The organism is Variovorax sp. 54 (assembly GCF_002754375.1).
Classification (GTDB): domain Bacteria; phylum Pseudomonadota; class Gammaproteobacteria; order Burkholderiales; family Burkholderiaceae_C; genus Variovorax.
The window spans coordinates 2236852-2250118 of sequence record NZ_PEFF01000001.1; the positions used below are offsets into that span (position 1 = coordinate 2236852).

13 protein-coding genes are annotated in these 13267 nt (G+C 65.4%); 7 read left to right on the plus strand and 6 right to left on the minus strand.

All coding sequences use genetic code 11. The annotated features are described in order from the left end of the window. Positions 1-169: 169 nt before the first annotated feature. The 5 genes from CLU95_RS10290 to CLU95_RS10310 are packed head-to-tail and all read right to left on the minus strand — an operon-like array spanning position 170 to position 4799. On the minus strand, positions 170-1183 hold the full coding sequence (locus tag CLU95_RS10290; RefSeq protein ID WP_099792803.1) for a Bug family tripartite tricarboxylate transporter substrate binding protein: 1014 nt from the start codon (positions 1181-1183) through the stop codon (positions 170-172). Between the two features lie 59 nt (positions 1184-1242). Beyond that, the gene (locus tag CLU95_RS10295) at positions 1243-2220 is read right to left on the minus strand and encodes a Bug family tripartite tricarboxylate transporter substrate binding protein (protein ID WP_099792805.1); all 978 of its coding nucleotides are present in this window, start codon (positions 2218-2220) and stop codon (positions 1243-1245) included. After that, positions 2220-3425, minus strand: coding sequence for a 3-oxoadipyl-CoA thiolase (gene pcaF, locus CLU95_RS10300; protein WP_099792807.1), 1206 nt, complete (start codon positions 3423-3425; stop codon positions 2220-2222). The genes CLU95_RS10295 and pcaF overlap by 1 nt, the downstream gene beginning before the upstream one ends. 28 nt (positions 3426-3453) lie before the next feature. Then, the gene (locus CLU95_RS10305) at positions 3454-4101 is read right to left on the minus strand and encodes a 3-oxoacid CoA-transferase subunit B (RefSeq protein ID WP_099792809.1); all 648 of its coding nucleotides are present in this window, start codon (positions 4099-4101) and stop codon (positions 3454-3456) included. Further along, on the minus strand, positions 4098-4799 hold the full coding sequence (locus CLU95_RS10310) for a 3-oxoacid CoA-transferase subunit A (protein ID WP_099792811.1): 702 nt from the start codon (positions 4797-4799) through the stop codon (positions 4098-4100). The genes CLU95_RS10305 and CLU95_RS10310 overlap by 4 nt, the downstream gene beginning before the upstream one ends. 161 nt (positions 4800-4960) lie before the next feature. On the opposite strand from CLU95_RS10310, the gene CLU95_RS10315 reads away from it, so the two are divergent. After that, complete coding sequence (locus CLU95_RS10315; RefSeq protein ID WP_373668641.1) at positions 4961-5734, plus strand: IclR family transcriptional regulator domain-containing protein; 774 nt, start codon at positions 4961-4963, stop codon at positions 5732-5734. Between the two features lie 79 nt (positions 5735-5813). Here the strand turns inward: CLU95_RS10315 and CLU95_RS10320 are convergent, their stop codons facing one another. Further along, positions 5814-6818, minus strand: coding sequence for a Bug family tripartite tricarboxylate transporter substrate binding protein (locus tag CLU95_RS10320; RefSeq protein ID WP_099792815.1), 1005 nt, complete (start codon positions 6816-6818; stop codon positions 5814-5816). A gap of 205 nt (positions 6819-7023) precedes the next feature. Here CLU95_RS10320 and CLU95_RS10325 point away from each other — a divergent pair, with 205 nt between their 5' ends. From CLU95_RS10325 to CLU95_RS10350, 6 genes are all read left to right on the plus strand, one after another. Continuing rightward, positions 7024-8187, plus strand: coding sequence for a nuclear transport factor 2 family protein (locus CLU95_RS10325; protein ID WP_099792817.1), 1164 nt, complete (start codon positions 7024-7026; stop codon positions 8185-8187). A 77-nt stretch (positions 8188-8264) separates the two neighbouring features. Then, the gene (locus CLU95_RS10330; protein ID WP_257214800.1) at positions 8265-9665 is read left to right on the plus strand and encodes a L,D-transpeptidase family protein; all 1401 of its coding nucleotides are present in this window, start codon (positions 8265-8267) and stop codon (positions 9663-9665) included. A 412-nt stretch (positions 9666-10077) separates the two neighbouring features. Continuing rightward, positions 10078-10275, plus strand: a complete 198-nt coding sequence (locus tag CLU95_RS10335; RefSeq protein ID WP_099792821.1) for a Flp family type IVb pilin — start codon at positions 10078-10080, stop codon at positions 10273-10275. A 3-nt stretch (positions 10276-10278) separates the two neighbouring features. Further along, a complete protein-coding gene (locus CLU95_RS10340) occupies positions 10279-10770 on the plus strand; it encodes an A24 family peptidase (RefSeq protein WP_099792823.1) in 492 nt (163 codons plus the stop codon). A gap of 72 nt (positions 10771-10842) precedes the next feature. Further along, positions 10843-11835, plus strand: a complete 993-nt coding sequence (gene cpaB, locus CLU95_RS10345; protein WP_099792825.1) for a Flp pilus assembly protein CpaB — start codon at positions 10843-10845, stop codon at positions 11833-11835. 63 nt (positions 11836-11898) lie between these two features. After that, positions 11899-13242: a type II and III secretion system protein family protein gene (locus tag CLU95_RS10350; RefSeq protein ID WP_373670028.1), complete on the plus strand. Its 1344-nt coding sequence runs from the start codon at positions 11899-11901 to the stop codon at positions 13240-13242. Positions 13243-13267 lie beyond the last annotated feature (25 nt).

Sequence of the window (13267 nt, forward strand, 5' to 3'; positions counted from 1 at the left end):
ACGCGCGGTAGACGGTCTACCCCACCGCGTATCCGTACGTAACATGTGACTTTGGGACAGCACAATCATTCGCGCCGGGCGTGGCACGAACGGCGATACCCCAAAAGAAAAGGCACCCTCGCGGGTGCCTTGTTCGTTGCAGGTGCCGCGCCGAGCGCGAGCTGTCCAATCAGTCCAGTGACACGTTCGCCTTGCGGATCACGTCCGTGAAGCGCCTCGTTTCCGTCGCCACGAACTGGTCGAACTGCGGGCGCGTGGTCGGGAACGGCTCGTAGCCGAAGCTCTTGAACTTCTCCAGCACGTCGGGTTCGGCCAGGCCCTTCTCGATGTCGCGCTTGATCTTCTCCGTCACCGAAGCCGGCAGGCCCTTCGGCACGGCGATGGCGTTCCAGCCGATGACCTCGAAGCCCTTCGGGCCGCCCGATTCGCTCACGGTCGGCACGTCGGGGAAGGCGGCGTTGCGCTGGGGCGCGGCCACGGCCAGGAAGCGCAGCTTGTTGGCGCGCTGCAGCGGGCCGGCGGTGGCGCTGCTGCCCAGGGCAAAGGCCAGTTCGCCCGTGGCCACCGAGGTGTAGAGCTGCGTGGTTTCCTTGTAGATGATGTGTTCCATCTGCGTGCCGGTGGCCGACTCGAACAGTTCCGAGCCCAGGTGCACCGGGTTGCCGACCGACCACGAGCCGTAGTCGAGCTTGCCGGGGTTGGCCTTGGCGTCGGCGATGAGGTCGCCCACGGTCTTGTACTTGCTGTTCGTGGCCACGGTGAAGAAGAAATACGTCTTGAACAGCGGCAGCAGCGCGTCGAAGTCCTTGCTGGCGTCGTAGGGCAGCTTCTTGAACAGCGCCGGGTACGCGGCCAGGTGCACGTTGTCGAGCACGACGATGTCGTGGCCGTCTTTCGCGCCGCGCTTGAAGGCGTCGATGGCGATGAAGCCGTTGCCGCCCGGGCGGTTCTCGACCACCACCGGCTGGCCCCAGGCGCGCGAGAGCTTGTCGGCCACGAGGCGGGCCACGCCGTCCGGACCACCGCCGACCGGGAACGGCGTGATGATGCGCACGGGCTTGGTCGGGAACGCTGCAGGCTGCTGTTGTGCCGAAGCGGTCAGCGGCAGCAGGCCGCCGGCGGTCAGGGCCAGCGCGGCCGCTGCGATGGCGCGACGCGAGAGCGACGAACGGAAGAAGGACATGAAGGAAGTCTCCGGTTTAAAAATCGTTGATTGATTGAGTGCAGCGCGGAGCCGCTCGGTCAGTCGACCGACGCGCCCGAGGCCTTGACGATGCCGGCCCACAGCGCGCTTTCCTTCGCGATGAGCGCGGCGTAGTCGGCCGGCCCGCCGAGCAGCGGCACGGCGCCTTCCACGTCGAGCCGCGACTGGAACTCGGCACCGCCCGCCACCTGCAGCATCTGCGCCGACAGCGTCTTCACGAACGCTTCGGCCGTGCCGCGCGGCGCGAGGATGCCGTAGGTGAGCGTGCTCTCGAAGCCCGCGAGTTCGCGCAAGCCCGACTCGGCCACGGTGGGCACGTCGGGCAGCGACGGCAAACGCTTGGCGCCCGTGACGGCAATGGCGCGCAGGCGCCCGCCCTTGACCAGCGCGAGCGCGGGAGGGATGACGCTGAACATCATCTGCACCTGGCCGCCCGCGAGGTCGGTGAGCGCGGGGTTGGTGCCCTTGTAGGGGATGTGATTGATCTTCGTGCCGGTGCGCTGCGCGAAGAGTTCGCCCGTGAGGTGACCGCCGGTGCCGCTGCCGCTCGACGCGTAGTCGAGCAGGCCCGGGCGCGACTTCGCCTCGTTGACGAGGTCGGCCACGGTGCGCACCTTCGAGGCCGCGGGCACCACGAGCACGAGCGCGGACGACGCGAACATGGCCACGGGCAGCAGGTCCTTGCGGGCGTCGAACTTCAGGCCCTTGTACAGCGCCGGGTTGATCGACACGGTGCCCGTGTGGCCCAGCAGCAGTGTGCTGCCGTCGGGCGTGCTGCGCACCACCTGCTCGGTGCCGAGGTTGCCGCCCGCGCCGGGTTTGTTGTCGACGATGACGCCCGACTTGCGCACCTCGCCCAGGCCCTTGGCCATCTGGCGTGCGAACACGTCGTTGCCGCCGCCGGCCGCGAACGGCACGACGATGCGGATCGGCTTGCCGTCGGCCTGCTGCGCATGGGCGGGCAGGCCCGCTGCTGCCAGCAGCCCCAGCAGCAGCTCGCGTCGGGCGAGAGTCATCAGACGCGTTCCAGGATCACGGCAATGCCCTGCCCCACGCCGATGCACATCGTGCACAGCGCGTAGCGGCCGCCGCCCTTGTGCAGCTGGTTCACCGCGGTGGTGGCCAGGCGTGCGCCGCTGGCGCCGAGCGGGTGGCCCAGTGCAATGGCGCCGCCGTTGATGTTCACGCGCGCGTCGTCGTCCTTCAGGCCCAGGAGGCGCAGCACGGCGAGGCCTTGCGCCGCGAAGGCTTCGTTGAGTTCGATGACGTCGATCTGGTCGAGCGTGAGACCGGTGAGCGCCAGCACCTTCTGCGTGGCGGGCGCCGGGCCGATGCCCATGATGCGCGGCGCGACACCGGCCGTGGCCATGCCGACCACGCGGGCGCGCGGCGTGAGGCCGTGCTTGGCGGCGCTGGCTTCGTCGGCCAGCAGCAGCGCGCAGGCGCCGTCGTTCACGCCGCTGGCATTGCCGGCGGTGACGGTGCCGTCGGGGCGCACGATGGGCTTGAGCTTGGCCAGCGCCTCCAGCGTGGTGTCACGCGGATGCTCGTCCTTGTTGACGATGATCGCGTCGCCCTTTTTCTGCGGCACGCTCACGGGCACGATCTCGGCGTCGAAGAAGCCGGACTTCTGCGAGGCCACGGCGCGCAGCTGCGAGTTGAGCGCCATCAGGTCTTGCGCCTCGCGCTCGATCTTGTAGTCGGTGGCCACGTTCTCGGCCGTCTCGGGCATCGAGTCGACGCCGTACTGCGCCTTCATGAGCTTGTTGACGAAGCGCCAGCCGATGGTGGTGTCGTACACCGCGTTGTTGCGGCTGAAGGCGCTCTCGGCCTTGGGCATGACGAAGGGCGCGCGGCTCATGCTTTCGACGCCGCCGGCAATCATCAGACCGGCTTCACCGGCGCGGATGGCGCGCGCTGCGGTGCCCAGTGCATCGAGGCCCGAACCGCACAGGCGGTTGATGGTGCCGCCGCCCACTTCGATCGGCAGGCCCGCGAGCAGCGCCGACATGCGCGCGACGTTGCGGTTGTCTTCGCCGGCCTGGTTGGCGCAGCCGTAGAGCACATCGCTCACGGCCTGCCAGTCGACGTTCTTGTTGCGCTCGATCAGTGCGCGCAGGGGCACGGCGCCGAGGTCGTCGGTGCGCACGCTGCTGAGCGAACCGCCGTAGCGGCCGAAGGGGGTGCGCACGGCGTCGCAGATGAAGGCTTGGGTGGTCATGTGAGTTGTCTCTGTGATGTTGAACGGATCAGGCGGCGATCGGCAGGCCGACGAGCTTCTCGAGTTCTTCGCGGGTGAGGCCTTCGACGAGGTCGACGAGCTTCAAACCTTGCGTCGTGCATTCGAGCGTGGCGAGGTCGGAGTACACGCGCTTGACGCAGCCGATGCCGGTCAGCGGATAGGTGCATGCCTGCACCAGCTTGCTCGCGCCCTGCTTGGTCAGCAAATCCATCATGACCCACGTCTGCTTGGCGCCGATGGCCAGGTCCATTGCGCCGCCGACCGCGGGAATGGCGTCTTTCTCGCCCGTGTGCCAGTTGGCGAGGTCGCCGGTGGCCGACACCTGGAACGCGCCGAGCACGCAGATGTCGAGGTGGCCGCCGCGCATCATCGCGAAGCTGTCGGCATGGTGAAAGAACGAACCGCCCGGCAGCAGCGTGACGGGCTGCTTGCCGGCGTTGATGAGGTCGTAGTCTTCTTCGCCGGCCTCGGGCGCGGGGCCCATGCCGAGGATGCCGTTCTCGCTTTGCAGGATGACTTCGCGGCCCTTCGGCAGGTGGTTGGCCACGAGCGTGGGCTGGCCGATGCCGAGGTTGACGACGGCGCCGTCGAAGATGTCTTGTGCCACTCGCGCGGCGAGCTGGTCCTTGGTGCGACGTGTGTATGCCATGGTCATGCTGCCTTCTTGAAGCCGCCGGCTTGGGTCGCCACGCGTTCGATGCGCACCACCTGGTGCACGAAGATACCCGGGGTCACGATGGTCTCGGGGTCGAGGGTGCCGAGTTCGGCGATGTCGTGCACGGTGGCGACCGTCTTCTTCGAGGCCATGGCCATCACCGGGCCGAAGTTGCGCGCGGCCTTGCGGTAGACCAGGTTGCCCCAGCGGTCGCCGCGCTCGGCCTTGATGAGCGCCACGTCGCCGTGGATGGGGTACTCGAGCACGTACTGCTTGCCGTCGATCTCGCGCGTCTCGCGGTTGCCTGCGAGCTGCGTGCCGTAGCCCGTGGGGCAGAAGAAGGCGCCGATGCCGGCACCCGCGGCGCGGATGCGCTCGGCGAGATTGCCTTGGGGCACGAGCTCGAGTTCGAGCTTGCCGCTGCGGTACAGGCCGTCGAACACCTGGCTGTCGGCCTGGCGCGGAAAGCTGCAGATGATCTTGCGCACGCGGCCGGCCTTGAGCAGCGCCGCCAGGCCCGTCTCTCCGTTGCCTGCGTTGTTGTTGACGACCGTGAGGTCCTTGGCGCCCTGCTCGACGAGGCCGTCGATGAGTTCGCCTGGAATACCGGCGGTGCCGAAACCGCCGATGAGCACCGTGGCGCCGTCTTGGATGCCAGCCAGGGCATCGGCGACCGAGCGCGCGATCTTGTTGATCATGAAGCTTGTCTCCGGGAGTGAAGAAAGAAACCGAACGGTCCGAACAGCCTGCCGAATTCACGAATCCTCGCGAACTGCAATTTGTTCGTCTAAAGAACTTTTGTTCGTATAATGAATTTTAGAGAGGATCGCTCGCCATGGCAACCCGCCCCGTTTCTGCTATGTCCACCACCGACACGCCCGCCCCTGGCGACAGCTACGTGCAGTCTTTTGCGCGCGGCCTGCAGGTGATCCGCTCGTTCAGCGCGAACGCGCCGCACCAAACGCTGAGCGAAGTGGCCGCCGGCAGTGGCCTCACGCGCGCAGGGGCGCGGCGCATTCTTCTCACGCTGCAGACGCTGGGCTATGTGGTGACCGACGGCAAGCTCTTCACGCTCACGCCGCGCATCCTCGACCTGGGCTTTGCCTACCTGTCGTCGATGCCGATCTGGAACCGCGCCGAGCCCGTGATGGAGGCGCTGGTGCAGCAGGTGCAGGAGTCGTGCTCGGCCGCCGTGCTCGACGCGACCGACATCGTCTATGTGCTGCGCGTGCCGACGCAGAAGATCATGCGCATCAGCCTGGGCGTGGGCTCGCGGCTGCCGGCGTACTGCACGTCGCTGGGCCGCCTGCTGCTCGCAGACCTGGGCGACGACGAGGTGCGCGCACGCCTCGAGGCCTCCAACCTCGAAGCGCTGACCAAGCACACCGTGACCGACATCGACGCGCTCATGGCCAAGGTGGCGCAGGCGCGCAAGCAGCAGTGGTGCCTGGTGAACCAGGAACTGGAAGAAGGCCTGATCTCCGTGGCCGCGCCCATCGTGAACCGGCAGGGCCGCATGGTGGCCGCGCTGAACATCAGCGGGCAGGCGAACCGCACGAGCGCGAAGGTGATGCAGGAGACGATGCTGCCGGCGCTGATCGATGCGGCGAAGCAGGTGTCGGCGCTGCTTTAGGAAAGAACGACGCCGTCATTGGGTGAAGGCTGTCGTGCCCTCACCCCAACCCTCTCCCAGCGGGAGAGGGAGCAAGGCATCAGGCCTCCGAATGGATGCCCTTCATGATGATCACGCCGCCAAGGCGCGTCGTGTCGGCGCGCATGCGCTTGGCCAGCGCGTCGGGCGAACCAGGCTGCGCTTGCCAGCCGGTCTTCAGCAGCGCCTCGCTCACCTCGGGCGAACTGATCACCTCGACCAACGCAGCATTGAGCTTGGCCACGGCCGCCGGCTTCATGCTGGCGGGCGCGGCAAGCGCGGTCCAGATCTCGAGGTCGGCACCGCGCACGTCGGCGTCGCGGATCGTCGGCAGCTCGCTGACCAGCGGGCTGCGCTCGGGCGAGGTCACGCCGATGGCCTTGAGCTTGCCCGACTTCACATGCGGCATCGCCAGCCCCGGCGGCAGCAGCGCCAGCTGGATCTCGCCTGCGAGGATGCCGGCGATCACCTGCGGGTTGCCCGTGTAGGGCTTGTGCTGCGCAGTGATGGCGGCGCGGCTCTTGAGCAGCTCCATGCCCAGGTGGCCCACGGTGCCCACGCCCGGCGTGCCGTACTTGCCGCCGCTGCCCAGGTTGCGCACCCACAGCAGCAGGTCGGCCGCAGACTGACCCGTGGCACCGCCCGACACCACCAGCACCAGCGGCGCGGTGCCGATCAGGCCGACGGGTGCGAAGTCTTTCTCGGGGTCGAAACCGAGCGACGGGTTCAGCAGCTTGGCGATCGTGAGGTTGCCGTTGATCAGCGCGCCGATCGTGTGGTCGTCGGTGGCCTTGGCCACTTCGGCGGCCACGAGGTTGCCGCTGGCGCCGGGCTTGTTCTCCACCGTCACCGGCTGGCGCAGGATCTTCGAGAGCGGCTCCGCGATGGCGCGTGCCGCCAGGTCGGGCGATGCGCCCGCGGGGAAACCCACGAGGATGCGCACGGGCTTGGTCGGCCAGGCGGCATCGCCGCCTGCTGCGCGCTGGGCCCACGCGCCCGGGGTGAACAGCGATGTGGCAAGGGCTGCGGCGCCGCCTTCGAGCAGGCGGCGTTTGGTGATCTTCAAGACGGACTCCAGAGGGACAGAAAAATCAGGGTAAATACGTGTATTTTGCTTACGAGACGTTACATGATGATGCTGCGCCGCACAAGTTCGGCACAACTGTGAATGGGGCCATCCCATGGCCTGTCAGCTTGGTATCCAGAGGTGACGCCCCCCATTTACAATGCCTGCCGCATTCCCCTTCCCCACCAACGAGGTCTTGTCCGCAATGCCCAAGAGCCCCCGGCCTCGCGCCCGCTTCAGCTTCTCCCCCACCGTGCGCGCCCTGCTTCTGGCCGTTGCGGCCTGCGGCACTGCGCTTCCCGCGCTGGCCGCGACCGAGCACGAGGACGTCGACCGCCTGATGCAGGCCGGCAAGCTCGACGAGGCCATGACCAAGGCCGAGGCCTTCCTCAAGGACAAGCCGCGCGATCCGCAGATGCGCTTCCTGAAGGGCGTGATCCAGCTCGACACCGGCAAGCGCACCGAGGCCATCGCCGCCTTCACGCAGCTCACGCAAGACGCGCCCGAGCTGCCCGAGCCGTTCAACAACCTCGCCGTCATCTACGCGAGCCAGAACCAGTTCGACAAGGCCCGCAACGCCCTCGAAAGCGCCATTCGCACCAACCCCAGCTACGCCACCGCCCAGGAAAACCTCGGCGACGTGTACGCGCGGCTGGCCAGCCAGGCCTACAGCAAGGCACTGCAGCTCGACCAGAACAACACCGCCGTGCAGCCCAAGCTGGCCGTGATCCGCACGCTCTTCACGGCGCCGCCCGCGGCCGGCTCGAAGGGCGGCTCGACGCTGGTGGCCTCGGCCACGACGACGCCCGCACCGGCACCGGCTGCGAAGCCCGCCCCGGCGCCTGCGCCTGCTCCGGTCGCCAAGGCACCCGCTCCGGCCCCCGTGCCCGCACCTGCGCCCGTCGCGAAGGCACCTCCTGCGCCCGCGCCGGCACCTGTCGCACCGCCGGTCAAGGTGGCCGCAGCGCCCGCGCCGGCAGCCAAGACGCCTGAACCGGCACCCGCACCGGCACCCGCCGCTGCCCCGGCTTCCACCGCAGAGATCGAATCCGTCGTGCGCGGCTGGGCCTCGGCCTGGGCCAGCCAGGACATGGACCGCTACCTCGCCGCCTACGGCAGCGACTTCGTGCCCGCCGGCGGACAGAGCCGCAAGGCCTGGGAAGAAGACCGCCGCGCCCGCATCGTCGGCAAATCCAGCATCAGCGTGAACCTCGAGAACCTCGCGATCAAGGTCGACGGACAGACCGCCACCGCCAGGTTCCGTCAGGTCTACCGCGCCGACAACCTCAACATCGCGAGCCGCAAGACGCTCGAACTGCAACGCTCTGGCAACCAGTGGCACATTCGCAAGGAAAGCGTCGGCGGCTAGTGGCAGACATCGTCCGGCATGGCCGGCTTCAGACCCTCCCGTTCCCGCTGAGGAGCGGGAAACTGCTCGCGGCCTTGATGGCCGCCTCCGCGCTCGCGCTGGCCACGCCCGGTGTCGCGCTCGCAGCCAACAACCACAACAGCAGCGCCAGCAGCAAGACGGCCAACGCCAAGAACAGCGGCACGACCAAGGCCGCCAAGGCGGGCGGCAGCCGTGCGTCCGCCAAGGAAGCCAAGAGCGCCAAGGCCGGCAGCGGCAGCAGCAAGGCGCAGCTGCAAGCCAAGAGCAAGCGCGCCGCCGTCGCGGACAGCGCGAGCCCCGCGCGCCCGGCCCGCAAGACCGCCAGAACAGCCGCGCCGATCCAGGAAGCCAGCGGCGCCGAGGCCCGCCTGATCGGCGTCTACGAACTGTTCGGCCGCGGCAAGACGCGCGAGGCGCTGGCCAAGGCCCAGACCCTCGTGCGCGACCATCCGAACTTTCAGCTCGCGCAGCTCGTGTACGGCGACCTGCTCGCGGCGCAGGTGCCGCCCTCGAACGCCATGCCCGACACCGCCGGCATCGCGCGCCTGCGCGGCAACCCCGCCATGGTCGAGCTGCACGAGGAATCGCGCCGCCGCCTGCAGGCCCTGCGCGAACGCCCGCCCGCCGGCACCGTGCCCTCGCAGTTCCTCACGCTCTCGACCCGCAGCCGCTTCGCCATTGCGGTCGATGCGTCGCGCTCGCGGCTGTACCTGTTCGAGAACGCCGACAAGGGCATGAAGCTCGTCGCCGACTACTACATCTCGGTCGGCAAGTCGGGCACCGACAAGGCCGTCGAAGGCGACGCGCGCACTCCGCTGGGCGTGTACTACATCACCAGCAGCCTCGACCCGCGCTCGCTGAAAGACTTCTACGGCGCCGGCGCCCTGCCCATCAACTACCCCAACCCGTACGACGTGCGGCGCGGCAAGACCGGCAGCGGCATCTGGCTGCACGGCACCCCGCCCCAGCAGTTTGCACGGGCGCCGCTGGCCAGCGACGGCTGCGTCGTCATGGCCAACCCCGACCTCAAGCAGCTGCTGCGCAAGGTGCAGATCGGCGCCACGCCCGTCGTCACCGCGCGCAGCCTGCAATGGATTTCGCAGCCGCAGGCCGAAAAAGAAGAAAAGAAATTCGCCGATTCAATTACCGCCTGGAAAGATGCCAGAGCCAGCGGCAATGAAGCGCAATTGAAGAAATTCTATTTGCCCGATTTCCAGCGCGCCAGCCGGAAGCCCGTCGATGCCGATTCGGTGCTCCGCGACGAATTGACCTACGCACAAGGTAAACGAGTGCAAATCAAGGACGTGTCGTACCTCCACTGGCGCGACACCGAGGACACCATGGTCGCCACCTTCGGCGAGGTGTTCGAGGGCGAGAAAAACGGCCGCACCCGCCGCCAGTACTGGCTCCGCCAGGCGGGCGAGTGGAAGCTCTTCCACGAAGAAATCCTGGGCTGAGCCCACGTCACCGAAGGGGTTTCCACCCCAAAAGCGTGACTTATTGCCCAAACGAGGCCGCCTTGTCGAGTGTTACAAATTGCACTCGCAGGTACCGCGCTACGTAACACGTAACGGGCATGTTCCCGTAACGCTCAACTTCCGGACGTTCCCGCGCCCGTAACGTGTTCCCCTCGTCCATGCAAGGCTGCATGCGGTTTACAGAGGGAAACGAACATCTCCAGACTGTGAATAAGTGACCTTTTCTGCCCCGTTGTGGGGGCCGAACGAGGCTGGCCGCCTTCCTGCTTTACCCCTCCGAGTAGCACATCCGCGACTCGATCCCATGTGTTTCTTCTCTTGATACACGGAGTTACGCTGTATAACATCCACCGTGCCAGCCTTTGTTAACACTTCCTTTCAGGAGATCACCATGCTCAGTTCTATTACTCGTTTTCTGCGCGATGAAGAGGGCGCTACTGCAATTGAATATGGCGTTATTGCAGGCTTGATCACCATTTTGTTGGTGGTTCTCTTCGACCCCACATCGACCACTGGTTTCGCCGGAGCACTCAAAACGCTATTTACAAACCTCGGCAAGCAATTGACCCTGGCTGTCCCAGCTTCTTGAGCCATGGCCGGGATCGAGCTGATTTGGCTTCTCCCAGTCATCGTCTACGACTTCTACCAGCGCCGCGTCCCCAACTGGCTAGTCCTTGCAGGTGCTGTTTTGGCCCTTACAACCCTCTCCCTTGGTCAGCACCCACTCGGCGTTGTCTGGTCTGACGCGTTAGTGGGCGCGGCCTTGGGATTCGGCTTTCTCTTGCTCTTCTATGCCGTCGGCCTGATGGGTGCTGGCGACGTCAAGTTTGCTGGTGCACTCGGGCTTTGGGTGGGATGGCAGGGGTTGCTGCCCATTTGGATGGCTGCCAGCCTGCTGGCAGCAATGCACAGCCTGCTTTGGCTCGCCCTACAACGCTGGCCATGGTTTCCCCGCCTTGCTGTTGCGTTGTCCGGAAGGAACAAGGCATCGGGAACTGAAACCTCTCGCAAGCGTGTCATCCCATATGCGGCCTACCTCGCCATCGCTGCCGCGATATGGATTATTTGGGGCCAACAGAGCTGACCTCATTCGGTCACAGAGGCTCTTCCAGCCACCCGTCGATAGACAGTCCGTTCTCTTGCCCACCCAACGCACATGATCCATCTCACGAAAATCATCGCCGCCATCCTGGTGCTCGTGGCCATTGCGCTGGGAGGTTATGCCTGGATTCTCAGCCGCCAGCCAAAGTTGCCTCCGGTGGCAACCGCTTCGACCGCGACACTGGAAAGGGCCAACACCAAGACCCACGCTGTCGTGGTTGCAGCCAAAGCGATCCCGGCAGGCACGCTCATTTCGGCCGACGCACTGCGTGTGGAGCAGCTGCCTCTGAATCCTACGGGCTCATTCAAAGACGCGACTCCGCTGGTCGGTCGCGTCACCGTGCTGGACTTAGGGGAGGGGACCCCACTGCAGGAAGGTCTACTGGTTTCTGGTTTGGCGCTTCGCGTCAACGAAGGCGAACGCGCGCTGGCCATCAAAGCCGACGAAGTCATGGGTGTAGGCAACAAAGTTCAGCCGGGGGACTTTGTGGATGTCTTCATCATGCTGAAGTCCGAGGGCAAAGACATCGACCGGAGCCAAGCCCGTCTGCTGCTCGCACGCAAGCGCGTTCTCGCCTTTGGCAATTCATCAGTAGACGGCATGCAGTCCAAGACTGCTGATGGCCCTGCCAATCAAACTCAGCGCATGGAGACTGCACGTACCGCAGTGCTCGCAGTTCCAGTGGAAGAGATCAATCGACTGACTCTTGGAGAGTCGAGTGGCCGCCTGCTTCTCGCTTTGCGCAACCCAACCGACCTCTCCGAACCCGACCCCAAACTCTTCGCCGATCTGCCTACAGCCTTGCAGCCCGTGGCGAGCAAACCGGGCGACGCACGCCGCCCCCCATTGGTAGGCCTTGACAGGGCACAGGCTGGCCTCACGGTCGCGGACCTCGTGACTGGAGGCTCTGTAGTGCCCGGGGGCATCAAACGCGGCACTGCGACCCAATCGATCTCCATCCCAGGACAGCGTCAAGGAACGACGCAGCGCCCCGGTTTGGAAGTCGAGGTGATTCGTGGTGATCGCAGTGAAACCATGCGTTACTGAGAAAAACTCGCCCGCCGTTCCCGCCACAGTTTCAGGAAGAAAACCATGCCTCTGCCCCGTGCGATGAAAAAGCCAGTGCATCGCCACTCCATGACGGGCCCACGTCGACTGGCGACCGGTTGCATGCTCGCCATCAGCACCTGGTCTCCGCTACTCGCCGTCAGCGCCCCCGCCTCTTCCTCACCGCCTCCGCTAACGATGCTTGCCGGCACACAGCAGGAGCTGTTGATCGAAAAGGGGGTTGATCGCATCGCTATCGCAAATGAAACAGTGGCCGGCGTCACTGTGACTCGCAAGGCACCAGGTACTCCAGCTGCGCGTCTGATCGTGACGGGGAAGGCGCCGGGCAGCACAACTCTCATGGTCTGGGAAAAAGGCCGTCCTGCCGCAACCACTTACACCATCGAAGTGCAGCGCCGCGATGCAAAACTGGAAGGGACACAGGACAGCGTCCCAGCCTATCAGCGAGCCCGGGACACCGTACTGTCGAGCCAGTCGGAAAAATCCACCGTCATCGACCGTGCGACGGTTAATGTTCGCAGTCACACGGTGCAGGTCGAAGTCAAGGTCGTCGAGTTCAACCGCAGTGTGCTCAAACAGGCTGGCTTGAACATCTTCAGTACGCGGGCAAATTCAAGTGGCTTCAGCTTCGGAGTCTTCACTCCGTCTTCTCTCAAATCCGCAAGCTTTGCTTCGAATGGATCCATTACCGGTGAGTACAACAACCCCTTAGCTCAAGCGTTCAGCTTGCTGCTCAATTTCGGAAAGTCCGGCATCGGATTGAACGTCGGATTCCTCGAAGGCAACGGCATGGCTCGCGTCCTCGCAGAGCCCACGTTGGTAGCGATGTCTGGCCAGAGCGCGAGCTTTCTCGCTGGTGGTGAATTGCCTGTTCCAGCGCCACAAGGCCTGGGCACCACGAGTATCGAATATAAGCCCTTCGGCATTGGGTTGACATTGACGCCGACCGTACTTTCCAACGATCGCATCGTTTTGAAAGTAGCACCGGAAGCTAGCGACTTGGATTACGCCAACTCCTTAAGCATCGGCGGTGTCGCTGTGCCAGCCATCACCACGCGACGAGCAGACACCACCGTCGAGCTGGGCGACGGCGAGAGTTTCATCATTGGGGGCTTGGTGAGTCGCACGACTTCGTCGAATGCGGAAAAGATCCCCTTGCTCGGCGACCTTCCCATCCTTGGCTCGTTCTTCAAGCAAAGCAAGTACCAGATGAGCGAAAAGGAACTGGTGATTTTGGTAACACCTCACCTCGTGAAGCCGATCGCACGTGATACCGATCTCGCGCCCTTCCTCCCAGGCGCATCTGAGCAACGCGATGGTGCCGTCTGGCGCTCCATTTTCTTGAGCACGCCCGGAAATACGGCCCTTCCTGGCTTCTCCCGTTGATCGACCAGACGCCCCATCTCTCACG

Excerpts from the sequence above, each read along its gene's own strand:
- CLU95_RS10310 (WP_099792811.1), bottom strand. The coding sequence starts at position 4,799 with ATGATCAACAAGATCGCGCGCTCGGTCGCCGATGCCCTGGCTGGCATC.
- CLU95_RS10295 (WP_099792805.1), bottom strand. The coding sequence starts at position 2,220 with ATGACTCTCGCCCGACGCGAGCTGCTGCTGGGGCTGCTGGCAGCAGCG.
- pcaF (WP_099792807.1), bottom strand. The coding sequence starts at position 3,425 with ATGACCACCCAAGCCTTCATCTGCGACGCCGTGCGCACCCCCTTCGGC.
- CLU95_RS10305 (WP_099792809.1), bottom strand. The coding sequence starts at position 4,101 with ATGACCATGGCATACACACGTCGCACCAAGGACCAGCTCGCCGCGCGA.
- CLU95_RS10315 (WP_373668641.1), top strand. The coding sequence starts at position 4,961 with ATGTCCACCACCGACACGCCCGCCCCTGGCGACAGCTACGTGCAGTCT.
- CLU95_RS10330 (WP_257214800.1), top strand. The coding sequence starts at position 8,265 with ATGGCCGCCTCCGCGCTCGCGCTGGCCACGCCCGGTGTCGCGCTCGCA.
- CLU95_RS10350 (WP_373670028.1), top strand. The coding sequence starts at position 11,899 with ATGAAAAAGCCAGTGCATCGCCACTCCATGACGGGCCCACGTCGACTG.
- cpaB (WP_099792825.1), top strand. The coding sequence starts at position 10,843 with ATGATCCATCTCACGAAAATCATCGCCGCCATCCTGGTGCTCGTGGCC.
- CLU95_RS10290 (WP_099792803.1), bottom strand. The coding sequence starts at position 1,183 with ATGTCCTTCTTCCGTTCGTCGCTCTCGCGTCGCGCCATCGCAGCGGCC.
- CLU95_RS10340 (WP_099792823.1), top strand. The coding sequence starts at position 10,279 with ATGGCCGGGATCGAGCTGATTTGGCTTCTCCCAGTCATCGTCTACGAC.
- CLU95_RS10325 (WP_099792817.1), top strand. The coding sequence starts at position 7,024 with ATGCCCAAGAGCCCCCGGCCTCGCGCCCGCTTCAGCTTCTCCCCCACC.
- CLU95_RS10335 (WP_099792821.1), top strand. The coding sequence starts at position 10,078 with ATGCTCAGTTCTATTACTCGTTTTCTGCGCGATGAAGAGGGCGCTACT.